20 protein-coding genes are annotated in these 24,437 nt (G+C 71.5%); 10 read left to right on the forward strand and 10 right to left on the reverse strand.

Features of this window, described 5'->3' with window-relative positions; translation table 11 throughout:
- The first annotated feature begins 162 nt into the window (after window positions 1-162).
- The 4 genes from ACIBJB_RS07875 to ACIBJB_RS07890 all read left to right on the forward strand — a co-directional run bounded on the left by ACIBJB_RS07875 (window position 163) and on the right by ACIBJB_RS07890 (window position 5,801).
- The gene (locus ACIBJB_RS07875; RefSeq protein ID WP_398927619.1) at window positions 163-1,311 is read left to right on the forward strand and encodes a substrate-binding domain-containing protein; all 1,149 of its coding nucleotides are present in this window, start codon (window positions 163-165) and stop codon (window positions 1,309-1,311) included.
- 214 nt (window positions 1,312-1,525) lie between these two features.
- Complete coding sequence (locus ACIBJB_RS07880; protein ID WP_398927621.1) at window positions 1,526-3,178, forward strand: GMC family oxidoreductase; 1,653 nt, start codon at window positions 1,526-1,528, stop codon at window positions 3,176-3,178.
- 5 nt (window positions 3,179-3,183) lie between these two features.
- Entirely contained in the window at window positions 3,184-4,710 is a 1,527-nt protein-coding gene (locus tag ACIBJB_RS07885; protein ID WP_398927623.1) for a sugar ABC transporter ATP-binding protein, read from the forward strand.
- Window positions 4,707-5,801 carry an ABC transporter permease gene (locus ACIBJB_RS07890; protein WP_398927625.1) on the forward strand — a complete coding sequence of 365 codons (1,095 nt, stop codon included), beginning with the start codon at window positions 4,707-4,709 and terminating at the stop codon, window positions 5,799-5,801. The genes ACIBJB_RS07885 and ACIBJB_RS07890 overlap by 4 nt, the downstream gene beginning before the upstream one ends.
- Window positions 5,802-6,113: 312 nt before the next feature.
- Here the strand turns inward: ACIBJB_RS07890 and ACIBJB_RS07895 are convergent, their stop codons facing one another.
- Window positions 6,114-6,713: a hypothetical protein gene (locus tag ACIBJB_RS07895; protein WP_398927627.1), complete on the reverse strand. Its 600-nt coding sequence runs from the start codon at window positions 6,711-6,713 to the stop codon at window positions 6,114-6,116.
- Window positions 6,714-6,830: 117 nt separating this feature from the next.
- On the opposite strand from ACIBJB_RS07895, the gene ACIBJB_RS07900 reads away from it, so the two are divergent.
- Window positions 6,831-8,591, forward strand: coding sequence for an NlpC/P60 family protein (locus ACIBJB_RS07900; protein ID WP_398927629.1), 1,761 nt, complete (start codon window positions 6,831-6,833; stop codon window positions 8,589-8,591).
- Between the two features lie 377 nt (window positions 8,592-8,968).
- Here the strand turns inward: ACIBJB_RS07900 and ACIBJB_RS07905 are convergent, their stop codons facing one another.
- A complete protein-coding gene (locus ACIBJB_RS07905) occupies window positions 8,969-9,793 on the reverse strand; it encodes a GntR family transcriptional regulator (protein WP_398927630.1) in 825 nt (274 codons plus the stop codon).
- Between the two features lie 157 nt (window positions 9,794-9,950).
- On the opposite strand from ACIBJB_RS07905, the gene ACIBJB_RS07910 reads away from it, so the two are divergent.
- The gene (locus ACIBJB_RS07910) at window positions 9,951-10,820 is read left to right on the forward strand and encodes a (2Fe-2S)-binding protein (protein WP_398927632.1); all 870 of its coding nucleotides are present in this window, start codon (window positions 9,951-9,953) and stop codon (window positions 10,818-10,820) included.
- Window positions 10,821-11,135: 315 nt separating this feature from the next.
- The gene (locus ACIBJB_RS07915) at window positions 11,136-12,176 is read left to right on the forward strand and encodes a DUF2637 domain-containing protein (RefSeq protein ID WP_398927634.1); all 1,041 of its coding nucleotides are present in this window, start codon (window positions 11,136-11,138) and stop codon (window positions 12,174-12,176) included.
- A 104-nt stretch (window positions 12,177-12,280) separates the two neighbouring features.
- Here the strand turns inward: ACIBJB_RS07915 and ACIBJB_RS07920 are convergent, their stop codons facing one another.
- The 3 genes from ACIBJB_RS07920 to ACIBJB_RS07930 all read right to left on the reverse strand — a co-directional run bounded on the left by ACIBJB_RS07920 (window position 12,281) and on the right by ACIBJB_RS07930 (window position 14,591).
- A complete protein-coding gene (locus ACIBJB_RS07920; RefSeq protein WP_398927636.1) occupies window positions 12,281-12,703 on the reverse strand; it encodes an ATP-binding protein in 423 nt (140 codons plus the stop codon).
- Between the two features lie 714 nt (window positions 12,704-13,417).
- Window positions 13,418-13,882, reverse strand: a complete 465-nt coding sequence (locus tag ACIBJB_RS07925; protein ID WP_398927638.1) for a hypothetical protein — start codon at window positions 13,880-13,882, stop codon at window positions 13,418-13,420.
- 97 nt (window positions 13,883-13,979) lie between these two features.
- The gene (locus tag ACIBJB_RS07930) at window positions 13,980-14,591 is read right to left on the reverse strand and encodes a hypothetical protein (RefSeq protein ID WP_398927640.1); all 612 of its coding nucleotides are present in this window, start codon (window positions 14,589-14,591) and stop codon (window positions 13,980-13,982) included.
- A gap of 212 nt (window positions 14,592-14,803) precedes the next feature.
- Between ACIBJB_RS07930 and ACIBJB_RS07935 the strand changes: the two genes are divergently transcribed.
- Window positions 14,804-16,393 carry a helix-turn-helix domain-containing protein gene (locus ACIBJB_RS07935; RefSeq protein WP_398927642.1) on the forward strand — a complete coding sequence of 530 codons (1,590 nt, stop codon included), beginning with the start codon at window positions 14,804-14,806 and terminating at the stop codon, window positions 16,391-16,393.
- Here the strand turns inward: ACIBJB_RS07935 and ACIBJB_RS07940 are convergent.
- From ACIBJB_RS07940 to ACIBJB_RS07950, 3 genes are read right to left on the reverse strand one after another with little or no spacing between them, the layout of a single operon-like run.
- A complete protein-coding gene (locus ACIBJB_RS07940) occupies window positions 16,390-16,758 on the reverse strand; it encodes a bleomycin resistance protein (RefSeq protein WP_398927647.1) in 369 nt (122 codons plus the stop codon). The genes ACIBJB_RS07935 and ACIBJB_RS07940 overlap by 4 nt on opposite strands.
- A gap of 28 nt (window positions 16,759-16,786) precedes the next feature.
- The gene (locus tag ACIBJB_RS07945) at window positions 16,787-18,529 is read right to left on the reverse strand and encodes a pyruvate dehydrogenase (protein WP_398927648.1); all 1,743 of its coding nucleotides are present in this window, start codon (window positions 18,527-18,529) and stop codon (window positions 16,787-16,789) included.
- A gap of 54 nt (window positions 18,530-18,583) precedes the next feature.
- Entirely contained in the window at window positions 18,584-20,008 is a 1,425-nt protein-coding gene (locus ACIBJB_RS07950) for a protein phosphatase 2C domain-containing protein (protein WP_398928419.1), read from the reverse strand.
- A 1,519-nt stretch (window positions 20,009-21,527) separates the two neighbouring features.
- On the opposite strand from ACIBJB_RS07950, the gene ACIBJB_RS07955 reads away from it, so the two are divergent.
- A complete protein-coding gene (locus ACIBJB_RS07955; protein ID WP_398927649.1) occupies window positions 21,528-22,013 on the forward strand; it encodes a DUF456 domain-containing protein in 486 nt (161 codons plus the stop codon).
- Window positions 22,014-22,110: 97 nt separating this feature from the next.
- On the forward strand, window positions 22,111-22,482 hold the full coding sequence (locus ACIBJB_RS07960) for a PPOX class F420-dependent oxidoreductase (protein ID WP_398927651.1): 372 nt from the start codon (window positions 22,111-22,113) through the stop codon (window positions 22,480-22,482).
- A gap of 18 nt (window positions 22,483-22,500) precedes the next feature.
- On the opposite strand, the gene ACIBJB_RS07965 is transcribed toward ACIBJB_RS07960, so the two are convergent.
- Entirely contained in the window at window positions 22,501-22,983 is a 483-nt protein-coding gene (locus tag ACIBJB_RS07965; RefSeq protein WP_398927653.1) for a methylated-DNA--[protein]-cysteine S-methyltransferase, read from the reverse strand.
- Window positions 22,984-22,985: 2 nt separating this feature from the next.
- Complete coding sequence (locus ACIBJB_RS07970; protein ID WP_398927655.1) at window positions 22,986-24,365, reverse strand: DNA-3-methyladenine glycosylase 2 family protein; 1,380 nt, start codon at window positions 24,363-24,365, stop codon at window positions 22,986-22,988.
- Between the last annotated feature and the right edge of the window lie 72 nt (window positions 24,366-24,437).

A 24,437-nucleotide genomic window follows, 5' to 3' on the forward strand; every position in this document is an offset into this window, starting at 1 on the left:
CGACTGACGCCGATCGCCGCTACGGCTTGACGAGACTCGATCAATCGTGTGCACGACTGTTGCCTGCCGGACCCCACGCGCTTACATTCACCTGAACTGAACTCAGGTTGCACGGCATGGAGGCACGGCGTGAGCCGTAGCCCGGTCGACAGGAGAAGTGCCATGAGTCGTCGCAGAACCAGCTCCAAGGGCCGCACCCGCGCCACAACGGCCCTGTTCACCACCGCCGCACTCCTCGCCCTGGCGGCGTGCGGCGGCAATGCCGACGCCGGGACCTCGGCCAAGGCGGCCGGCGGCAACTCCGCCGGCGTCAAGGCGGCCGAGCAAGTCCTCGCTCAGTACTCGAAGCGTCCGACGAGCATCGGCATCACACAGCCGGTGGGCAAGCCGGTCCCGACCGGCAAGAAGATCGACTTCATCCTGTGCGGCGTGCAGTCCTGCCAGGACCTGGCGAACTACTTCACCGAGGCCGCCAAGGTGCTCGGCTGGAGCGTCAACAAGATCCCCACCCAGGGCACCCCGCAGTCGGTCCAGGCCGCCTGGACGCAGGCCGTGCGCGACAAGCCCGACGCGGTCATCGCCTCCGGTTTCCCGCGCAGCGTGTTCGCCAAGCAGTTGAAGCAGCTCAAGGACCTGGACATACCCGTCGTCGAGTCCTCCACGGACGACACCGCGGGCGACGGCATCAGCATGCTCATCGACGGGCCCGACGTCGTGGACATCGAGGGCAGGATCATGGCCTCCTGGGTGACCTCCGACAGCGGCGGCGACGCCGACACCGTCTACTTCGACATGCCGACCTACGGCATCCTCAAGCCGGTCGCCGACACCTTCCGCAGCGAATACGAGAAGTGGTGCGCCGGCTGCGGGTACGACAAGGTCGACGTGCCGATCACCGCCATCGGCAAGGACATGCCGGACCGCGTGGTCTCCTACGTCCGCGCACACCCCAAGGTCACCCACATCGCCTTCTCGCTCGCCCTGCTCAACGTGGGCGTGCCGGCCGCGCTGCGGGCCGCCGGACTGCAGAACAAGGTCCACACGATCGTCAACGTCGGTGAGTCCACGAACTACCAGTACATCGAGTCGGGCCAGACGCAGGCCGCCGTCGCGTTCAACAACATCGAGAACGCGTGGGCGCAGGCCGACGGGCTGGCACGGCACTTCACCGGCCAGTCGATGAAGGTGACGCAGGACGCCCAGCTGCCGTTCATGCTCATCGACAAGGACAACCTGATCTCGACGAAGACGCAGTTCCCGCTCGTCGAGGACTACCAGGCCCAGTTCAAGAAGCTGTGGGGCAAGAGCTGACGTCCGTTCCCGACGTCCCCGCCACAGTCTTCCACCGCACCACTGACGCTTCGCAGTACTGAAGCTACTTCAGCTTGGCTCACGACCCGATCGCGCGACGAGGCGCATATGGGAGTCACCTCATGTCCACACAGCTGCTCGATCTCATACGTTCCCGCCCACTGGAGAAGGCCCTGACCGTTCCCGAGCGCCCGCGAGTGGAGGTGGGCGCGTGATGGGCAACGTGATCGAGGCCGACTGGGTCGTCGTCGGCGGTGGCAGCGCGGGATGCGTGCTCGCCGCCCGGCTCAGCGAGGACCCCGCCCAGAAGGTCGTGCTCCTGGAGGCCGGACCGGACTGGCGGTCCGCCGAGGCCCCGCCCGAGATGCGCAGCATGAACGGCTGGCGGGCCCTGGACGAGACGGCGTGCGCCCCGTTCCAGTGGCCCGGCCTGGAATCGCGGCGCAGCAGCGCCCAAGAACGCCGCCCGCATGTACGCGGCCGGGGCCTCGGCGGCTCGTCGTCGGTGAACGGAATGATCGCCATCCGTGCGCTGCCCGACGACTACGACCGCTGGGCGTCCTACGGCTGTCCCGGCTGGTCGTACGAGGAGATGCTGCCGTACCTGCGGCGCATGGAGAGCGACGCGGACTTCGGCGACCGGCCCCACCACGGCGCCGACGGGCCGATCCCGGTGCAGCGGCTCGGGCGCGAGGCGTGGGGCCCCGCCGACCACGCGCTCGCCGAAGCCGCGCTGGGTATCGGCCACCCGTGGTGCGACGACCACAACGGGCCCACCGGCACCGGCGTTTCGCCCTACGGCATCAACTCCCGCGACGGCGCTCGGGTCACCGCCAACGACGGTTACCTGGAGCCCGCCCGGCAGCGGCCGAACCTGCGGATCGTGGGTCACGCGACGGTTGATCAGGTGATCGTCGAGGGTGGTCGCGCGGTGGGTGTGCGGGTGCGCGTGGACGGCACCTGGACGCAGGTCCGCGCCGCGCGGGTCGTGCTCTGCGCCGGAGCCGTCCACTCCCCCTCGATCCTGCTGCGGTCCGGCATCGGACCGGGCGGGCCTGTGGCGTCGCTACCGGTCGGTGAGGGCATGCAGGAGCATCCGCTGGCGCTGTTCTGGCTCCACCAGCGCCCCGAGGCACGGCCCGGCCTGGACGAACGGCAGACCAACTGCTGTCTGCGCTACTCGTCCGGTCTGGCGGGCGCGAGCGAGAACGACATGATGATCGTGTCGATCAACCAGACCCTCGCCCTTCCCGACATGAACGACTCGCACCTGGTGGCCGACGGGGCCCGCGGCACCTGGGGCGGTGCGGGCGGCGGCCACGCCTCGGGCGGTCCGGGGCTGCTCTGTCTGTGGGCCAACCAGGAGTTCTCCCGCGGCACCCTGCGTCTGGCGTCACCCGACCCGGACGTCCACCCCGTCATCGAACAGAACCTGCTGGACGACCCCGGAGACGTGACCCGGATGCGGGACGGCGTCCACCGCTGCCTGGAGCTGGTCCGGTCCGGTGCGTTCGACACCGCCTTCGAGCACATCGCCGTCGACCTCGCCGGCACGGGCACCGACGCGCTCACGGACGACACCGCCATCGACCGGTGGCTGCTGGAGACGATCGGCGACACCGGCCACATCTGCGGTACCTGCCGCATGGGCGCGCCCGACGACCCGCGCGCGGTGGTCGACCCGGCCGGCCGCGTGCTCGGTGTCGAAGGGCTGTGGGTCGCCGACGCCTCGGTCTTCCCCGAGGTGCCGCGGGCCAACACCAACCTGCCGACCATCGCCGCCGCGGAACGGCTCGCGGACCTCATGACAGGTCGCACGAACCCGGTCCCCGCCGTCGAGGGCCTGGCCGTACAGGGCGGGATGTGATCGGAATGCCGGACACAGTGACGACAAGCCCGGTACTGAGCATCACCGGACTGTCCAAGCGTTTCGGCGGGACCCAGGCACTGAGCGACGTCGATCTGGACATCGCGCGAGGCGAGATCCACGCCCTGGTCGGCCCCAACGGCTCCGGCAAGTCGACCCTCATCAAGATCCTCGCCGGTTACCACCAGGCCGACGCGGGAGCCGAGGCCCGGCTGGACGGTGAGCCCTTCGACCTCGGCTCGGACCACGACCGGCTGCGCTTCGTCCATCAGGAGCTGGGCCTGGTGGGCGAGTTGAGCGCGATGGACAACCTGGCGCTCAGCCGGGGCTTCGCCCGCAGCCGCCTCGGCAACATCCGCTGGCGCGAGCAGGAGCAGCGCACCGTGGAACTCGTCCACCGGTTCGGCCTGGACATCGACGTGCGCCGCCCCCTCGTGGACGCCACCCCCGTGCAACGCACGGTGGTGGCCATCGCCGCCGCGCTCCAGGGCTGGGAGGCCGACCAGGGCCTGCTGGTCCTGGACGAACCGACCGCCGTACTCCCGCCGGGCGAGGTCGGCAAACTCCTCGACATCGTGCGGGAGGTACGGCGGGGCGGGGCGAGCGTGCTGTACGTGTCGCACCGCCTCGACGAGATCTTCCAGGTGGCGGACCGGGTGACCGTCATCCGGGGCGGCCGGCGCATCGCCACCCGGCCCGTGCGGGGGCTGACGCCGCAGAGCCTCGCCTCCCTCATGGCCGGCGAGGCGACAGAGCGTTCCGCCGACCGCCCGAAGGTCCCGGCGACTTCACGTTCCGGCGAACCCGCCCTGGAGGCCCGGGAGTTGACGGGCGGTCCGCTCCGGGGGCTCGGGTTCTCCCTCGCCCGCGGTGAACTCCTCGGCATCACCGGGCTCGCCGGTTCCGGTCACGACGTGCTGCCGTACGTCGTGACCGGCGCCTGGACCGGTGATGTACAAGGCCAGTTGCGCTGCCCCGCCCGGTCGCCGGAATGGTCCGACGCCTCCCGCGCCGCCCGCCTCGGCATCCCCCTGGTGCCCGGCGACCGCGCCGCCCACGGTGTGATCGCCGACTTCAGCGTCGCCGAGAACCTCACGCTGCCACTGCTGTCCCGCCTCCGTACGGGGCAGCGCATCCTCGACGGCCAGCAGGAGGCCGCGGTCGTCGACGACTGGGTGGCGCGGGTCGGGATCCGTACGGCCGGCCGGCACGCCCCGATCACCACCCTCAGCGGCGGCAACCAGCAGAAGGTCGTCATGGCCCGCTGCCTGGCCCTCGAACCCGAGGTGCTGGTGCTGTGCGAGCCGACGGCCGGTGTCGACATCGCCACCCGGCTCCAGCTCTACGACCTGATCAAGGAGCAGGCCGCCCAAGGACTCGGCGTCATCGTCTCCTCGTCGGACGTGGGCGACCTGCTCGCCCTGTGCACCCGAGTCCTCGTACTGCGCGACGGTCAGGTCGTACGGGAGATCGCCGGCGACGCCATCACCGAGCCGACGCTCGTCCACGCCATGGAAGGAACCGAAGCATGAGCACCACCGCCGCCGACCCCACCGGCACCGGCCCGTCCCTCGGCGAACCGACCGAGGCGCCGCCCACCGCGCCGCCGACTCGACCCCCGCTGGGACGCCGTGCGCTCACGGGGCTGTCCTTCACGAACATCGGCGCGGTCTACGTGTGGATCGTGATCATCGTGGTGTTCTCGTTCTGGGCGCCGGACACGTTCCCCACCTGGCAGACGTTCCAGCAGGTACTGAACAGCAACGCGGTGACCGGCCTGGTCGCGTTGAGCGTGGTGCCGCCGCTGGCCGCGCGCGTCTTCGACCTGTCGATCGCCTACACGATGTCGCTGACCGGAGTCATCACCGCCAAGGTGATCGTGTCGACGGACATCGGCGCCGGGGGCGCTATCGCCCTCGCTCTGGGCACCGCCCTGGTGATCGGCGTGATCAACGGAATCGTCGTGGTGACGCTGCGGGTCGACTCCTTCATCGCGACGCTGGCGACCGGGTCGCTCATCCAAGCGTTCATCACGATGTTCACCGACGGCACGTCGATCACCGGCGTCAAACTCCTGCGCGAACCCTTCGCGAGCATCGGGCAGAAGAGCGCGGGCGGCTTCACCATCCCCGTGCTCTACCTCCTGCTCGTGGCGATCGCGCTGTGGTTCGTCCTCGAGCACACCGCGACCGGGCGCCGCCTGTACGCAACGGGCTTCAACTCGGACGCCGCACGCCTGCAGGGCGTACCCACCGACCGCCTCCGCTTCCTCACCCTCGTCGCGTCCTCGGCGATCGCCGGATGCGCGGGCGTCGTCTTCGCCTCCCAGATCGGCTCGGGCTCACCCGAGGCCGGCACGCCCTATCTGCTGTCGTCGTACGCCGCCGCCTTCGTCGGCGCCACCCAACTTCGCGCGGGGCGCTTCAACTCCTGGGGCACGGTCATCGCCGTCCTCCTGCTGGGCACCGGGACGGTGGGCCTCGGCCTCGCGACCTCCGCCCAGTGGGCCCCCAGCCTGTTCACCGGTCTCGTCCTGATCGTCGCCCTGGTCGTCACCGGCGGACGACTCGGCCTCCGCACCCGCCTGACCCGCCGCCGCACGCCACGTAAGGAGGCCGCCTGAGTCGTGGTCGCGATGAGGCTGGGCGGCGGGTGTGGCGGGGTGGCTTTCCGTAGCTGGGTCGGAGCGTACTTGTTCCGCGGCTGTCGTATTCATGAGTAGGGAGGTCCGTCAGCCCTCGCACGTGGCGCCGGGCCGTGCACATTCGCTGGTCGGCACAAGGGCCGGTACGGGATGCTGCACGCGTGCTCGAGCGAGAAGCCGCCGTTCGGGCTGTGACCCCGGGTCGCGCATTCCGGCAGCGAACAAATCCATGCGATGAGACAGCAGTGGCAGGCACATGAGCGGCGAGTTGGTCGCAGGAGGGGCCACCGCTCAGTCGCCGTCGAAGCCGCCCAAGTCCACGTCGGCGCTGTCTCCGCTGTCCCCCCAGTCGGACACGCCCGGCGGCCCGGCCGCTTCGCGACGCTGTGTCCGCACCTTGTCGGAGACGGCCGTCGCGGTGATCAGGCTCGCTATGCAGGCCATCATGAGGGCTGCCCCCGAGAAGAACACGGCGGCCCACGGCGGGCTGTTCACGTCCACGTCGAAGATGAAGAGCAGTCCCGCGCCCGGGAACACACCGACGATCCACGAACCGCAGACGGTAGCCACCGTCAGCCCCTGGTGGAGATCGGAGAAACCGGTGACGTCCCGCGGCGTCGCCGCCCGTCCCGGCCACACGACCGGGATCAGGGCGACCGCCTGACAGACCAGGCAGGCGAGTTGGATGACGGCACAGCCTGCGAACGAGAGCGGGCGCGACCAGTAGTACACCAACCCGGCGAGGGCGCTGAGGAATGTGCCCGCGTTGCCCACCACCACCCACACCGAGCGGGATCGGACGAAATCGGACACCGCGTCGAACATGTCCTCCCAGAAGCATGCCTGGGTGATCTTTCTCAGGCTCTGGTTGTTTCTGACGCTGTCGAGCATGTGCCGCCCCCCGTGTCGGTACCAGCCCTGGCTGATTCATGCCCACACCGGCGAAGCGGCATGTGGAACTCGGGGTTCGCGTGACGACTCGGTGGATGGCAACGGATCATGAAACACATGTCTGACACATCTCGACGAAGACTCCTCGCCGCCTTCGCGGCCTCTACCGCCGCCCCACTCACCGGTCTGGTCGCGGCGACCCCGGCGCGTGCTGCCACCGCAACTGCGGACGTGCCGGCCTTCCCGGGGCCGGATGGCCTGTCCTCGGCCCGTTCGTGGGTGCGCATGGCACCCCTGGACGCCACCTACTTCACCCCGGTGACCCTCACCACCCCGCTCACCACCACCGTGCTCGCCGGCACCCCGGCCCGCACCGAGGTCACATCCGGTGGCAAGCGCGTCGCGCTGCTGACGCACGGCGCGCGAACCGTCGTACTGCCCGGCCCGCAGCGGACGTTCGCGGAGAACAAGCGGCCCTTCGCGGACGAGTTCCAGCGGACACTGCCCGACCTCACGCTGAAAGAGGAGGACCGGGTGTACTGGGGCACCTCGCCGGGCGGCGGCAGGTGGATCACGTCCGACACCTTCAAGAACGACTTCTCGGTCGTGCCGGGCACCGGGATCATCGACCTCACGACCTCCGGGTCCAGCCGGCACGCCAGCCTGCTCGACGAGCAGATCACCGACGTCGACGTGCGCTGCACGGCCAGGTTCGACAAGGTCCCCACAGGGCAGGCCTGTTCGTTCGCGCTGACCTTCGGTTACGTCAGCACCCAGAACCACTACCGGGCGCGCCTGTCCTTCCTCACCTCCGGGGCGGTCGAGATGCGGTTGGAGAAGGAGGTCGACAACGACGTGACCGTGCTGGGAGCGGCGGTCACACTGGCCACGGGAGTGCGGGCAGGGACGGACTGGACGATCAGGGTGCGGCGCGAGGGTGCCCGGATCCAGGCGAAGGCCTGGCCGTCCGCGTCGACGGAACCGTCTTCGTGGGCCTTCGAACTCACCGACTCCACGCCCACGTTGACCAAGGGCCGGGTGGGTCTGCGCGCCTTGGCCAACGACGGCTGCACCAACCTGCCGGTCCGCCTGTCCGTGAGCCGCCTCGAGGCGGACGCCGCGAACTGGGCGGTCCTGCCGACCGTCTCCCACGGTGACTGGGTGCGTCTGCTGCCGGAGCCGTTCGACGGTACCTGGACGGCCGAACTGGAGCGGACGATCCGCGGCTGGGCCGGATCCACCGTCCCGGACGTCCTCGCGTACGCCGCGATGTTCCTCGGCGGCGCCGCGACGGTCACGGCCGGCGCCGGACCGGCGCAGGGCAAGCAAGTGCTGGGCGAGGCCGGGTACGGCTATCTCGACCCGCACGGCTACCGCCTCGAAGGCGCAGATTTCCACGAGTACATGAAGGTCGGCTGGACCTTCCCGGACGGCACGTACAAGGGGCCGTCCAGCAAGCAGGTCGGCAACCTCGACTGCTCGGGCTACACGCGCATGGTCTACGGCTACCACCTGGGCGTGCCCCTGGCCGCGGAGGAGGACACCTCGGGCACGCGGATCCCGCGCAAATCCCGGCACATCGCCGACTACGCGCCGGGCGTGGTCGTCGACCGTGCCACCGGGGCCACCCCGCCCGCCGCGGCCCTGCTCCAGCCCGGCGACCTGGTGCTGTTCAACGCCGACTCCGGTGACGACGGGGTGAGCCCGACCCTCGACCACGTCGGCATCTACCTGGGTCTCGACGCCGCCGGCCGACGCCGTTTCCTCTCCAGCCGCAAGACGGCCAACGGACCCACCATGTCCGACCTGGGCGGTGCTTCCCTGCTCGACGGCTCGGGGACGTACGCCAGGACACTGCACACCGTGCGCCGTATCTGAATCAAGTCGGGAGCCACCACGTCATGTCGTGGGGGGGGCGGGGGGGGGGGGCCCGGGCCGGCCCCCCCGGGGGGGGGGGGGGGGGGGGGCCGGGGGCGGGCCCCCCCCCCCCCCCCAACACCCCCGCGACAATGCCCGGGCGGGGGGGGGGGGGGGGGCGCCGGGCGGGGGGGGGGCGCCCGCCCCCCCCCCCCCCCCCCCCCCCCCCCCCCCCCCCCCCCCCCCCCCCCCCCCCCCCCCCCGGCCCCGACCCACCCACCGAACCCCACGCGCTACACAAGCCCCCACCGAAGCCGAAACGGGCCGCCGCAGGCATCCAGGGGCGCGGGGAACTGCGCAAAACGCCCGCCCCCACCGAACCCGCAGCCAAACACCGCTCAACCGCCGGCGGCGAAATGCCCGCCCACCAACCCCCGCACCACATCAAGATCCCGCGCGATCAACGCGTCCAACAGCGCCGTATGCTCCGCCGCGTCCGCAATCAGATCCGCCCGCCCCCGCGCCGCGGACCCACCCACCAGCGGCCACTGAGACCGCCGATGCAAGTCCTCCGCGACCTGCACCAGTTGCTCGTTCCCCGACAGCAACAGCACCGCACGGTGAAACGCCCGATCGGCCTCCGCGTACGTCGCCCGGCACCCCGACGACGCCGCCCGCACGCTCGCCTCCGCCACCGGCCGCAGCTCCGCCCACCGCTCCACCGACACACTCCGCGCCAGCCGCAACACCACCGGCACCTCGATCAGCGCCCGCACCTCGGCCAACTCGGCCAGCTCACGGGCCCCCCGCTCGACGACCCGGAACCCACGGTTGGGAACAACCTCGACGGCCCCCTCCAACGCGAGCTGCTGCATGGCCTCCCGCACGGGCGTGGCGGACACCCCGAACCGCTCCCCCAGCGCGGGCCCCGAGTACACCTCACCGGGAAGCAACTCCCCCGTGACCAACGCCGTACGCAAGGCGTCGAGGATCTGCCCCCGCACGGAGGCCCGCTGGACGACAGTCCGCGGAATCGGCACCTCACTGTGCGTGTGCTCACCCCGGACCCCGGAACCCACCTCGGCCCTGGCCCGCGCCGTGTCGGAGGCTCGCGCCGCATCGGAGGCCCGCATCTGCGGCGGCACCCGAACCGCCCCCGCGGCCAGGTCCACCTCCCGCTCCACACCCCCCGTCCCGGCGGAGCCCTGCGCACCCTGCTTCACGGGTCCTCCTCCGGACGTGTCGGTACTTGGGGTCATTAACGAGGGCTTGTTACTCACCCGTCAAGCACCTTAGGCGCAGAACGCTCCAGTTCAAATCCCAGGAGATCCAGGTAAGGTAAGCCTTACCTTTAGACGCCTCCGAATCGGTGCCCCCCACATGTCCCCACAGCCGCCCGCCCCCCGCCCCGCCCCCCGCTCCGCCGTCACAGCCGCCTACACGCGCGTGACCGAGGCCCTCCCGGCGCTGACGGTCACGGAGCTGCCCGAGGACACCCCCCTCCCCACCGCCGACGGCTGGGTCACCGCCGCGGCCCTCGCGGAGAACGGCACCGCCCTGGACACCTTTCTCGCCTGGGACGACGAGCAGGTCCTCAGGGACAACGCCAGGAAGGGCCGCCCGGACGTGATCGCCGGCTTCGGCCTGCACCGCTACGCCTGGCCGGCCTGCCTCCTCTTCACGACACCGTGGTTCCTGCACCGCAGGGTCCCCCGCTACCCGGTGACCCGGGTCTCCTACGACCGCACCCGGGGCCCGATGGCCCTCGCGGTCCACCCGGGCCCGTTCGCCTGCCTCCCGGACGACCCGGCCGCCGCGCTCCCCGGCGCGTACACGGTCCGCGACGAGGAGTCCCTGCGCGCCGAACTGAGGGACGCGATCGCCGAGCACATGGAGCCGCTCCTCGCCGCCTTCGGCCCGCGTATGCGCCGCCGCGGCAGGGCCCTGTGGGGCATGGTGACCGACGAGATCGTCGAGGGGATCTGGTACGTCGCCGAACTGCTCGGCGAGCAGGAGAAGCGCCGGGCCGAACACGCCCTGGAGCTCCTCCTGCCCGGGACGACGAAGCCGTACGTCGGCACCCCGGCCTTCCGCGTACTCACCGGCCCCGACGGCGGGCTCCTGGCCACCCGGGACCGGATCAGCTGCTGCATGTACTACACACTGGACCCGGACGACACCTGTGCGACCTGCCCGCGCACCTGCGACACGGACCGGATAGCCAAGCTCACGGCCGCTGCGGCCAGTTGAGTTCCCGTCAGAGGGGACCCCGCCGCAGACCGCCCTCCCGCGTCCCGTAAGATCAACGCCGACTGGGACGCCCGTTCGGTTACAGGCACTTCACAACTTCCTCACTTGCCGCAGGAACTTTCCGTGGAACCACCCGTACGGCTAGTCTTATTCGAACTCAACTCCCGCCCCTCAAGCGGCAGTTCGAGCAAAACGCCGCCCTGGGCAACCCCTTGCACTTCCTTGGCGGCCTCTTGCCCCGAAAACGCCTGAGGGCCGTTGGGATTGGGCCACTATGGCGGGCGTTACGCCCTATCCCAATGCAAGGGACCCCAGATGAGACTGACCGACATATCGCTGAACTGGTTGCTTCCGGGCGCCGTACTGCTCCTGGGCATGCTGGCGGCGGTGGCGGTGCTCGCGCGGAGCAAGCGGTCCGGCGGGGAGCACGCGAAAGACGACTCGTGGGAGCGGAGCGAGGAGCGCCGCAGGCGCAAGGAGGCCATATACGGCACCGCCTCCTATGTCCTCCTGTTCTGCTGTGCGGCGGTTGCCGCCGCCCTCTCCTTCCACGGTCTGGTGGGCTTCGGCCAGGAGAACCTCGGCCTCTCCAACGGCTGGGAGTACTTGGTCCCGTTCGGCCTGGACGGCGCGGCCATGTTCTGCTCCGTCCTCGCTGTGCGCGAGGCCAGCCACGGTGACGCCGCGCTCGGCTCCCGGATACTGGTGTGGACGTTCGCGGGCGCCGCGGCCTGGTTCAACTGGGTGCACGCGCCCAGGGGTTTCGGTCACGACGGCGCGCCCCAGTTCTTCTCCGGCATGTCCCTGTCGGCCGCCGTCCTGTTCGACCGCGCGCTGAAGCAGACCCGCCGGGCCGCGCTGCGCGAGCAGGGCCTGGTGCCGCGTCCGCTGCCGCAGATCCGCATCGTCCGCTGGCTGAGGGCGCCGCGTGAGACGTACAAGGCCTGGTCGCTGATGCTGCTGGAGAACGTGCGCAGCCTCGACGAGGCGGTCGACGAGGTCCGCGAGGACCAGCGTGAGAAGGAAGCGGCCCGACTGCGTCGGCGCGGCGAGCAGCGCGTGGAGCGAGCCCAGCTCAAGGCGATCAGCCGCGGACACCGCGGCTTCGTCGGCCGGGGCGGCGGGCGCCAGCAGTTGGAGTCCCCGGCGGCCCCGGCTCTGGAGCGAGCCTCCGCGGAGCCTGCCATATCCAACCCGGAGCCGCTGCCCGTACGCCAGCGTCCGTCTCTCCAGCCCGTCCGCGGCGCGTCTGAGTCGCACTCCGTCGACCTCACCGCGGAGGACGACACCATGGCCCTGCCGCGTCTCGACTCGCTGGAGCGCAAACTCAAGGACCTTGAGCAGCAGTTCGGCTGAGGCTGAGGCGAAAGCCAAAGCCAAGGCCTGAAGGGCCCGGCCGAGAGGCCGGAGCACCACGGGAGGGGGGCGTGACCGCATCGGTCACGCCCCCCTCCCGTGGTTCACGCCGTTCCGGCGTCGAGTTCGAACCAGACGGCCTTGCCCACGCCGTGTGCCCGTACGCCCCAGGCGTCCGCGAGGGACTGGACCAGGACCAGGCCCCGGCCGTGTGTACCGTCGTCGGCGTTCGGTACGCGCATCCGGGGTCTGCGGGCGACGAAGTCCCGCACCTCGACCCTCAGCGACCGGGCCCCCACCGTGGCCGTGACGACGGCGTCGTGGTCGGTGTGCACGAGTGCGTTGGTGACGAGTTCGCTGGTGAGCAGTTCGGCTATCTCGGATCGTCCGGGTCTCCCCCAATGTCGTAACAGCTCGCGCAAGGCCCTGCGTGTCTCAGGTACGGCCCCCAGGTCCGCCTGCTCCAGTCTGCGCCGGAGCTGAGGCGACTGCGCCTGCTCCAGGGCGCTGTCGGCCTTCTCCTCCATGGTCTCTGCCGAGAAGGCCCCTACTGTCGTGGGACCGCCTCCTCGTGCCTGCCTCTTCATGACCCCCGCCCGCGTGCCGATGTCGGTTTCCCTCCTGCTCGAACACGTTCACGGGGATCCATGCCCCGTAGTTCATGCGGCAGTCATGTCGAATCGTCAACGACCAGGTGTTCGGCCACGTTTGCGGTGGCGATCACGGCGATGCCGGCAGAGCGGACGAACCCGGGGCCACGCCCCGCGGCGGTCCGTACGGCCCGCCCGACTTCCGGCGTGTGTGCCACAGGTCCCCTCCGCGCGGCATGTGCCCCGGCGAACCGGTGTCGGAGTACCGGACGCCAGGGGCGCCGCGCGATTCCTTCACACCAGGAAGGCGCGGGAAACCACCTGGTCGGCCGGGGGGTTCCGAGGGACGCGAGGAGCGGCCGGACCTGGGCATCCGGGCGGGGACCGGCCCCGGATTCACACCTTCCGTCCCGGGCCCCGGGGCGAGGAGCCTGCTGTACGACGACCCGCGCGCCCCCTGAAACGGCGTGCACCCCCGCCCCCGGCATCCGGAGGCGACGGCCGGCCCCGCGGTGTCGCAGGGCTGCTGAGCCACGCGGTCCCGGGACACCGGGACCACCGGGCATGGGCCGAGCTGCCGACCCCGCGCTGCCGACCTCGCCGTATCCGAGGAAGGGGTGGGGCAGTCGGGAAACTGGCCGGAATCCGCCGCTACTTGCCCGCGAGGCCCTTGGTGCCGATGTGGAGGATCTTGTGGCTGCCGCGGGTCATGTCGACGACGAGGGTGCTGGTCTGGCCGGCACTCCAGGTGAGGGTGACGACGGCCTCCGTGTGGTCGGAGGTGCCGTTGTCGGTGACCTTCCAGGCGAGGGGCACGTTCTGGGCGCGCAGGACGCCGTCGGCATGCTCCTTGTCCTCCCACGCGTTCAGTTCCTTCTGGAAGGCCGGGGTGAGGTAGTGCGCGCGGAGCGCGTCCTGGAGATCACCGCCGCCCTCGTCGGTGACCGCGTCGATGTAGGCGCCGTAGAAGTCGGCGATGCGGGTGATGTTGTCGGAGGGCTTCCCGCTGACGCTGCGCGGTGCTCCGGCGGAGGCCTGGGCGGTGATACCGAGGCCGAGGGCCAGGGCGAGGCCGACGGCCAGGGTGGTGCGGCGGGCCGCCTTGGTCGTGTTCATGTGTGTTCCCCGTTTTCTTTCTGGTTCCTGCTTGCCGGTGATGCGGTGCGTGCGGGGCCGCCCGCCCGACCCCCGTGCGGGAGGGCGGCCCCGCTGGTCAGTGGAGCTTGTTCACCGCGGTGGCGGTCGTCTTCTTGAAGGCCTTCACCGGGGCGTCGGTGAAGTCGCCCATCTGGGACCACTCCACGACGGTGACGGTCCGGTCGTCCCGGCCGACGGACAGCAGGTGGATGTCGGTGGCGCCGTACGAGTGCTCCGTGTGCAGACCGTGCACCCGGGCGCCCTCCTCGACCGCGAACTTGCCGTAGTCCTTGTACGTCGCCTCGAGCTCCGGGTCGCCCTGTTCGAGGCGGTCCGCGCAGGTGCGGATCTCCTTGTTCATGCGGGCGGCGAGGGCCGCGGCCTTGGCCTTGGTGCCGACCTCGATGGTCAACTGGCGGGCGCTGGTGTCCAGGTCGGTGCGGAAGTCGCGGTACCGGGAGTCGTAGCCCGGCAGCGCGTCCTCGAGGCAGAGCAGCAGTTCGTCCGGGACGCCGGCGGTCACCTTGCCCGCCGTCCAGGCGGACGAGGGGTGTGGTGGGAGGTCGGCGGCCGAGAGGAACCTGGGCGCGGCCGGCGCGGCCCCGGCCTGCACGGCGAGTGTGACGCCCAGCGTGAGGCCGGTGAGAGAGAGTACGGTGAGCGCGCCTGCTCGGGTGCGCTTGGGCATGGGTGTCCCCCGTGAGATATGTGCATGAGTGTGGGATGCCACGACGACGGCGGATGGTCGGTCCGGCCCGGTCGGTGCGACACCAAGAGCATCAGCGGTCACACGGGGCGGATGCAACACGGGACACGGGATCCGTCGGCATGGAACCATCCCAGGCCGTCTGACGTGCGGGTATATGGAGTGCCTGGGATGCTGGATCAAGGGGGAAATCGTTGTCGGCACCAGAACCACAGGACGACGTCCAGGAGTTCGCGGCCCAGCTGCGGCGGCTGAAGGAGCGCACGGACCGCAGCTACGGTTCGCTGGCCCGGCGGCTGAACATGAACACCTCGACTCTGCACCGGTACTGCGCGGGCGACGCGGTACCGGTCGACTTCGCACCGGTGGAGCGGTTCGCGGCGCTGTGCGGGGCATCGGCCGAGGAGCGTATGGATCTGCACCGGCTGTGGCTCTCGGCGGTGGCGGCACGACAGCGGCCACGGGCCGGGGAGGCGCCGGGGCAGGACGAGGCGGAGACCGCGAGTGCGTCGGCGGGGACGGTCGCCGTGACGGCAACGGAAGCAGCGGTCGGCGAGGGCAGCGGGGCAGGACCAACTGACGGCGCGACAGCGACCGCCGCTGAGGCGACCGCGGCGGCGGGCGGCGACGCGGCGTCCGACAGCGCGCCGAGCGTCGGCGCGCCCGGCGAGGTGAGCGCGGCGACAGGCAGCGACCCGGCGGCGGACAGCCACGCGGCGGGCGACGACGCGGCGAACGTTGGCGCGGCGAGCGTCGGTGGGGGCGGTGAGGTGGGCGCGAGCGTCGACGGTGCGGGGGACGCCCTGCTCGCGGGGCGCGGTGCTGCTCCGTCCCGCCCCTGGTACCGCAGCCGGCGCGTCGCCGTGACCGTGGCCGCCGCGGTGGCGCTTCTCGCCACGCTGGGCAGCCTGTCGGCGCTGCCCTCGGGGCGTTCCGCGTCGGACGAGGTCGCCCAGGCCCCGGACCCGACGTCCCGTACGGCCACGACGGCGTCGGGCTCACCCGGCCACTCCCCGTCCACGTCGCCGAGCCCCTCCGCCACCTCCGGCTCCCCGTCGCCCAAGGGCACCCGGAACAGCACCTCCGCGTCGGCGGCGGATGGTGGCGCCGCCACGAAGGGCACCGGCAGGTCCGGGCAGCAGGGAACCGCCACCGGCACCCCGCTCACCTGGACCGTCAACTCCCATGTCTGGGACGCGGGCTGTGGCCACGACTACGTCATCGACAAGCCGCCCGCCCAGGTCCCGCCGCCCCCGACGGCCCAGGACGCCGCGAACTGGGCGGGCACGCTGGGCGCGATCCACGGCCGGCAGACCATGGTGCAGATCTCGGTGCAGGGCCGGAACTCGACGGCCGTCGTCCTGGAGGACCTCAGAGTCCGGGTCGTCTCGCGCGGGGCCCCGGCCAAGGGCAACGCGTACGCCATGGACCAGGGGTGCGGAGGCGCGCTCACCCCGCGCTCCTTCTCCGTCGACCTGGACAAGGACCGGCCGATCGCCCACTCGCAGTCCGGCAACGACGGCGAGAACGTCATCCCGGCCGTCAGGATGCCCTACCGCGTCTCCTCCGAGGACCCAGAGGTGCTGCTGGTCACGGCGGAGACCGAGGGCTGTGACTGCAGTTGGTACCTGGAACTGGACTGGTCCTCCCAGGGCCGCACCGGCACGGTCCGCGTCGACGACAACGGCCGGCCGTTCCGCACGACCGCCATCAAGGGCCTGCCCCGCTACTGGTACGGCACGAACACCGCGGGTGAGCGGGCCTGGGTGGACTACGACAGCTAGGAGCCGGCCGCGGACCCCACACGGTGAGCGGTGCCGTCGGGGTCCACGTAGGCGAACTCCCGTAGCCCGTAAGGCGTGTCGGCCGGCTCGACGAAGCGGCCCTCGACGCCGGACGCCGTCCACTCGGCATGGACGGCGTCGGCGTCACTCACGTACAGGTAGACGACGGCTCCGGTGCGCAGGGGGTCGTGCTCGGACCACTCACTGAGGTGCATCGAGACCGCACCCCGCTCGACGAAGCCGTACCGCTGCGGACCGTCGTAGGCACGCGCGGCGAATCCCAGCCGACGGTAGCGCTCCAGGGCGGCAGCGAGATTCCGGACCGGGACGACGGGCGCGACGTCGGTGAAGGCGATCTCTGGCATGCGGCCAGTCTTGCATCCACGGGGCTCCTCAGGGCCGTGGCACGTTACGGAGGTTGGATCGGGCCATCTGGAGCATGCGGCCGACTCCTCCGTCGAGGACGATCTTCGAGGCGGACAGGGCGAACCCGGTGACCATCTCGGTGCTGATCTTCGGCGGGATGGAGAGGGCGTTGGGGTCGGTGACGATGTCGACGAGGGCGGGGCCCTTGTGCTTGAACGCCGACTTCAGTGCCCCGGCGAGGTCCTTGGGCTTCTCCACGCGCACGCCATGGGCACCGCAGGCACGGGCCACGGCCGCGAAGTCGGGGTTCTTGTTCGTGGTGCCGTAGGAGGGGAGCCCGGCCACCAGCATCTCCAACTCCACCATGCCGAGGGAGGAGTTGTTGAACAGGACGACCTTCACGGGGAGGTCGTACTGGACGAGGGTCAGGAAGTCGCCCATCAGCATGGAGAATCCGCCGTCGCCGGACATCGACACGACCTGCCGCCCGCGGTCGGTGAACTGCGCCCCGATCGCCATCGGCAGCGCGTTCGCCATGGATCCGTGCGAGAAGGAACCGATGACCCGGCGGCGGCCGTTGGGCGATATGTAGCGGGCGGCCCACACATTGCACATGCCGGTGTCGACGGTGAACACCGCGTCGTCGTCCGCGAGTTCGTCCAGTACGGAGGCCACGTACTCGGGATGGATCGGGACGTGCTTGTCGACCTTGCGGGTGTACGCCTTCACGACGCCTTCGAGTGCGTCGGCGTGCTTCTTGAGCATCTTGTCGAGGAAGCGCCGGTTCGTCTTGGCCTTCACCCGCGGTGTGAGGCACCGCAGGGTCTCCTTCACATCGCCCCAGACGGCGAGGTCGAGCTTTGAACGGCGGCCCAAGTGCTCGGGGCGCACGTCGACTTGGGCGATCTTGACGTCGTCGGGGAGGAAGGCGTTGTAGGGGAAGTCGGTGCCGAGCAGGATCAGCAGGTCGCACTCGTGGGTGGCCTCGTAGGCGGCGCCGTAGCCGAGCAGGCCGCTCATCCCGACGTCGAAGGGGTTGTCGTACTGGATCCACTCCTTGCCCCTGAGGGCGTGTCCCACGGGTGACTTGACCTTCTCCGCGAACTCCATGACCTCGGCGTGCGCGCCCGCCGTGCCGCTGCCGCAGAACAGGGTGATCTTGTCGGCCTGGTCGATCATCTCGACGAGTTTGTCGATCTCGGCGTCGCCGGGGCGGACGCTGGGCCGGGAGGTGACGAGGGCGGTCTCGGCGGCCTTGTCGGGGGCGGGCCGGTCGGCGATGTCGCCGGGGAGGGTGACGACGCTGACGCCGGAGCGGCCGACGGCGTTCTGGATGGCGGTCTGCAGCAGCCTCGGCATCTGCTGGGGGCTGGAGATCATCTCGCTGTAGTGGCTGCACTCCTGGAAGAGGCGGTCGGGATGGGTCTCCTGGAAGTAGCCGAGGCCGATCTCGCTGGAGGGGATGTGCGAGGCGAGGGCGAGGACCGGGGCCATGGAGCGGTGGGCGTCGTAGAGGCCGTTGATGAGGTGCAGGTTGCCGGGCCCGCAGGAGCCGGCACACGCGGCCAGGTTCCCGGTGATCTGTGCCTCGGCGCCCGCGGCGAAGGCGGCGGTCTCCTCGTGCCGTACGTGCACCCAGTCGATGGCGGCGTTGCGGCGGACCGCGTCCACCACCGGGTTGAGGCTGTCGCCGACGACGCCGTAGAGGCGTTTCACCCCGGCCTTGACGAGGATGTCCACGAACTGTTCGGCGACGTTCTGTTTGGCCATGGATCGACGCACCCCTTCGGTCTCCTTGGGTCCATCAATCCACAATGGCCGCGATCACGCCTCCCAAACAGCTGCGGCTGTACGGTCGTCGGCGTATCCCTTGACCCGGACTTGGGAGTCGGCGAGGAACGTGGCGAGACCGGGCGGGGGGCCTGACCACCTTCCCGTGAGGTACTCGCAGAGTTCGGGCTCGCCGCGCAGGGGGTCGGCGAGGCCTCCGGTGCACATCAGGAGGGTGTCACCCGGGCGGGCGACGGAGGCGCGGAAGCGGAAGGGTTCGCGGGGCGGCTCCGGGGCGGGTTCGTAGGGGCTCGGGGGCGTGGGAATGCCGAGGTCCATGGTGAGGCGGTCGCCCTCGGGGGTCTCGGTCGGCAGCGAGCCGAAGCCGACGACCGGTTCGCCGGTGACGTCGGTGATACGGGGTTCGATGTCGTGCCACTCGCCGTCGCGGAGGCGGAACAGGCCGCCCGCGCCGACGCCGAAGAAGACGCGGATCCGGCAGTCGGGGTCGGCGGGCAGGAGCAGACAGCGCAGGGTGGCGGCGTACTCGTCCGGGTCGATGCCCTGCTCGACGGCGCTGGCGCGCAGCTTTCCGAGGCTGCGGTCGGTGAGCCGGTGCAGCCCGGACTTGAGGTCACCGCGGCGCGCGGCGCTGATGTCCTGCGCGAGCCGGGCGTGACTGCGCCCTATGGCCCGGCCGATCCAGTGACAGGCCTCGGCGGCGGCGCGGTGGGCACCGGGGGTGGCGCGGGCGCCGGTGGCCATGGCGACGAGGATCAGCGCCTGCTCGCCGGTACCGAACCGGGCGGTGAGCAGGGAGTCCCTGCGGGGCTCGCCGCGGAACCTGGCCGAGTCCCCTCGAACGGACACCGCTCGCAGCGTGCACGCCCCATACCTGGCGCCGTCCAGCACGGTGTCCGCCACCAGGTCGTCGAGTTCGTCGGGGTCGGCGGGTGGGAGGGCGGTGGGTTCGGCGTCGTAGGTGGGAGGGCCGGATCCGACGAATCCGACGGGGGCGGGAGGGAGGGTGGGGATGTCCACGCGGGTTGCGGTGCGGGGCGCCTGCGACGCGGGGGCGGGGTCCGGGTCGGCACCTTCGCGGTCTTGGGTGGGTCCGTCCTGGCGGGGGCCGGCGGTCCGGTCACGTCCGGCCGGCTCGGGGGGCTCAGGGGTCGGGTTGGGCTGAGTGGAACCCGGGCCGGCTGCGGGGGGTTCCTGGGCGGGGTCGGCTTCGACGTCAGGTGCCGCGGCCCACCAGTCGCCTTCGACCCGACGCGCACCGGCTCCGCCTCGGCCCGTGGTCCGTGGAGGACTCTCGGGGCCGCGAGATGTGGGCACGTCCTCGGCGCCGCCTACGGGGGCACCTGTGTCCGAGCCGACCCTGTCCGGGGCGCCGCCACGCGGGTCGACTCCACCGACACCGCGCTCTCCGGAAGCGCCGCGGCCTGGCGAACCGACCCGATCGGCGTCCTGCGGCAGAGCGTCAGCGACACGACCCCGTGAAGCCGCTTCACCGGCGCCACTCCCACCCGAGCCGCCACCGTCAGGTGAAACGGCCCGGTCACCGTCCTGCGGCGGACCGTCACCGGCACCGCCCCGCGTGACCGCTGCACCGACGCCACGCGCCGCGGAATCGCCGCGGCCGGAGGAAACGACCCGGTCACCGCCCGGCGGCGGACCACCAGCGGCACCACCCCTGCCGGCCTGGTCGGCGTCCTGCGGTGGCGAGGGTGGACCCGCGGGGCGAGGTGGGGCTGAGGGGTGTGGGGGTGCCGCGGTCGGCGGCCTCGGGGGCTCGGTCGGCATCCGCGAGGTCGGAACGGTCGTGGCCGGAGGCGTCTCGGTGGACGTGCGGCCGCCGAGTGGCGGGGGCGGGCGGTCGTCGGCGGGCCGCTCGACGAAGCCGGGCGGCTTGGGGCCGGGCGGGAAGGACGCCGGGCCGTCGGATGCGTCGGGTGGCGCCTGCCAGGGGACGCGGTGCCGGCCGGTTGAGGGAGCCGTCGCTTCAGGGAAGCCTGTCCGCGGCGCGGGGACCCCGGTACCGGGGGGACGGCTCTGCTCGTCCGCAGCCCCCGGCTCAGAACCGGACTCTCCTTCACCGGGCCCTGCCCCAGCACCGGCCCATCCACCAACCCCGGCCCCCGAGCCCGGCTGACCCTCACCAGACCCTGCCCCCAAGCCGGGCCGTCCCTCACCAGGCCCCGCCCCCGAGCCGGGCCGTCCACCACCGGGCCACGCCCCCGGGGGCGGCTGGTCCTCACCGAGCCCTGCCCCCGAGCTCCGCTGCTGCCCCACACCGGGCCCCGCCTCCGACCCCGGCTGACCCACACCGAGCCCCGCCCCCGGCCCGGGCCGTCCACCACCGGGCTGTGCCCCCGAACCCGGCTGACCCTCACCAGACCCCGCCTCCAAGCCGGGCCGTCCCTCACCAGGCCCCGCCCCCGGCCCGGGCCGTCCGCCACCGGCCCCCGTCTCGAAGCTCAGTCGCCCGCCCCCCGACCCGTCCCGCACCGCCCCCGCTGCCGAGGCGAAGCGGTCGTCCAGGGTGTCCGGGGCCGGTGTGGGGCCCGTGTCGTCGGTGGAGTCGTACAGCTGCCCCCACCAGTCGTCCTCGTGACCGCGACCGGTGGGCGTTCCCCCCTGCTGGCTCATGCCCCCAATTGTCCACCGCACGGGCCGTATGAAAACGGGGCATCCCGAAAATCAAGCCCCGCCCCGCGCATCGAACTGTGTAGCGAAGGGGTCGCCGGACGGTTCCACCCCCCAGGGAGAACCGCCCGGCGACGCCGAGTGACCCGGACTCCGATCCCCTACGGCGGACGCACGTCGTGGGTATCGGTCGGGTCGGCCCTGAGTGTGACCCGCTTCCCTGTCGCAGAGCTGTGACGGACGACGGCCCGAGTGCCCACCGTCGCGAGGCCGATGCGCGGCTCTTCATCACGGTCCGGGCCGATATCGCTGACCTGCGCTTTCTGCCTGCCTCCTGCACCCTGGACTCATGGGAGTGTGGGACCTCCTGCTGGTCGGCCTGGTCATGCTGTTCGGCCTGGTCGGGGTACTGGTGCCCGGGGTGCCGGGGTCGTGGCTCGTGTGGGCCGCGGTCCTGTGGTGGGCGCTGAAGGATCCGCAACCGGTCGCGTGGAGCGTGCTCGTGGGGGCCACGGTCGCCCTGTTCCTCTCCCAGGTGGTGCGCTGGTCGCTGCCGCCACGCCGGCTGCGGGCGAGCGGGGCCACCCCGCGCATGGGGGTCTACGCCGGAGCGGGCGCGTTCCTCGGCTTCTTCCTGATCCCCGTGCTCGGCGCGATCCCCGGGTTCATGGGCGGCATCTACCTCTCGGAACGCCTCCGCCTCGGCCGCCACGGGTCGGCGAAGGCCGCTCTGCGCACGGCGATGCACTCGGGCGGCTCCAGCGTGCTGGCCGAACTGTTCACGTGTCTGCTGATCATGGGCGCGTGGCTGGGGGCGGTGCTGTGGGGCAGCTGACCCAAGTCCCAGGGCCAGGACCTAGGACCGCGGCCCCGGACAGGCCTAGGACCCGATTCCGATGTGCGGGCGGCGCGGGCGTGTTTGGGTGGCTGCCATGACCGAATTCAGCGAGGCCGAGCGCGCGTACCTGAAGTCCCAGCGGCTGGGACGACTCGCCACCGTCGACCCGCAGGGACAGCCGCAGGCGAACCCGGTCGGCTTCTTCCCGCAGGACGACGGCACCATCCTGATCGGTGGCTACGCGATGGGCCGCACGAAGAAATGGCGCAACCTCCAGAAGAACCCGAAGGTCGCCCTGGTCGTCGACGACATCGTCAGTCTGAAACCGTGGACGGTGCGCGGCATCGACATCCGCGGGGAGGCGGAACTCCTCACGGGCCCGCACGACTTGGGCCCGCACTTCAGCGAGGAACTGATCCGCATCCATCCACGACGGATCCACAGCTGGGGGCTCGAGGAGTCCTAGAGCAGTCCTAGAGGAGTCCTAGAGGGCGCCTTCGAGGGTGAGCAGGGCCGTCTTGCGCTCCAGGCCGCCCGCATACCCGGTGAGCAGGCCGTTCGCGCCGATCACCCGATGGCACGGGCGGAGGATCAGCAGCGGGTTCGCACCGATCGCGCCGCCCACGGCCCGGACGGCGACGCGGGAGGCACCGACGCGGGCGGCGATCTCGCCGTACGTCGTGGTCGCCCCGTACGGAACGTCGTCGAGGGCGTCCCAGACGCGGGTCCGGAACTCGGTTCCTTCAGGTCGCAACTCCAGCTGGAACTCCTTGAGTTCACCGGCGAAGTAGGCGGCGAGCTGCTCCTCGGCCTCCCGGAAGGGGGTGGGGTCGTGGACCCAGTCCTCCTGGACGGTACGGCCTTTCTTCTGCTCCGGAACGGACAGCGAGGTCAGCGCGCCGGTCTCGTCGGCGGTGAGCAGCAGGGTGCCGACGGGGCTGTCGAGACGGGTCCAGCGGATGGCCATGATTACTCCAACTCTCCTGCTGTGCGCAGGTGTTGCCAGGCGTAGGAGCGCCAGGGGCGCCAGGTGTCGGGGGTGTCGAGGCCCGGTGGGGCGACATCGGGGTCACCGAGGGCGCGGGTGCGGATGACGGCGACCGTACGGGCGTCCAGGCCGGGCAGGGCGAGGAGTGCCTGCTGCACCTCGTCGCGGTCGGCGCCCGGATCGAGTCGTACGGCCCCGTCGGCCAGGGCGGTGGCCAGCGCGCCCAGCGGGCCGGCCGCCTCCGTCAGGGCCGCGGGCTCGGGGAAGAGGTGGGTGAGGCTGCCGCAGGGTGCGTCCAGGGTCTTGCCGTATCGCCGGACGAGCCGTTCGGATGCGCTACGGCCCACCAGTGCCCGTACGGCGAACTCCTCGGGGTCGGCGGCGCCGGGCGACCGGAGTCCTGGGCGGGCGGCGACCAGGGGAGCGAGCCGGGTGTCCTCGCCGAGCCGCTCGTCGACGGCGTAGGGATCGGCGTCGAGGTCGAAGAGCCGCCGCAGCCGTCCGACGGCGGTGGTCAGGTCGCGGGGGTCGGTGAGGTGGAGGTGGGCGTCGAGCCAGCCGCCGGGGTTCGCGCCGGAGGTGGTTCCGGTCGTGCCGGTGCGTTCCTGGACGGCGACGATGCCGGTGCCGTGCGGGAGGCGGAGGGTACGGCGGTAGGTGCGCCGCCCGGGTGCCCCGCTCACCTCCTCGACGCCGGGTACGGCCTCGCTCTCCAGCAGGTCGAAGACGGCTTCGGACCGGTACGGGCCGCGGTGGGCCAGCCGTAGCGGAATGCCCGCCGTGGGGGTGGCCGCGCGGCGTGCGGTCCGGGCGGCGGCCCGCAGGTCGCTGGGGGTGGCGGCGTAGATCTCCCGGACCGTGTCGTTGAACTGCCGCACGCTGGCGAAGCCCGAGGCGAACGCGATCTCGGTGACCGGCAGGCCGGTGGTCTGGAGCAGGACACGCGCGGTGTGGGCCCGCTGGGCGCGGGCCAGGGCGACGGGGCCGGCGCCGAGTTCGGCGGTGAGCTGGCGCTGGACCTGGCGGGCGCTGTAGCCGAGGCGGCCGGCGAGCCCGGCGACGCCCTCCCGGTCGACGACACCGTCGCCGATCAGGCGCATCGCCCGGCCGACCACATCCGCCCGTGCGTTCCAGTCCGCGGAACCGGGGACCGCGTCCGGGCGGCACCGCCGGCAGGCCCGGAACCCGGAGCCCTGCGCGGCGGCTGCCGTCGCGTAGAAGCGGACGTTGCGACGCTTCGGGGTCACCGCGGGACAGCTGGGCCGGCAGTAGATCCCGGTCGTCTCGACAGCGAAGAAGAACTCCCCGTCGAACCGGGCGTCCCGGCTGCGAACGGCTTCGTACCTGGTGTCTTCGTCCATCACGTGTTCCAGTCTCCGCCGTGGGCGAGGATGCCGCTGGCGGAAATCGGACACGGTGATGGGGGGTGCCGC

Origin of the sequence: Streptomyces sp. NPDC050759 (assembly GCF_044456945.1) — a bacterium.
Lineage (GTDB): Bacteria > Actinomycetota > Actinomycetes > Streptomycetales > Streptomycetaceae > Streptomyces.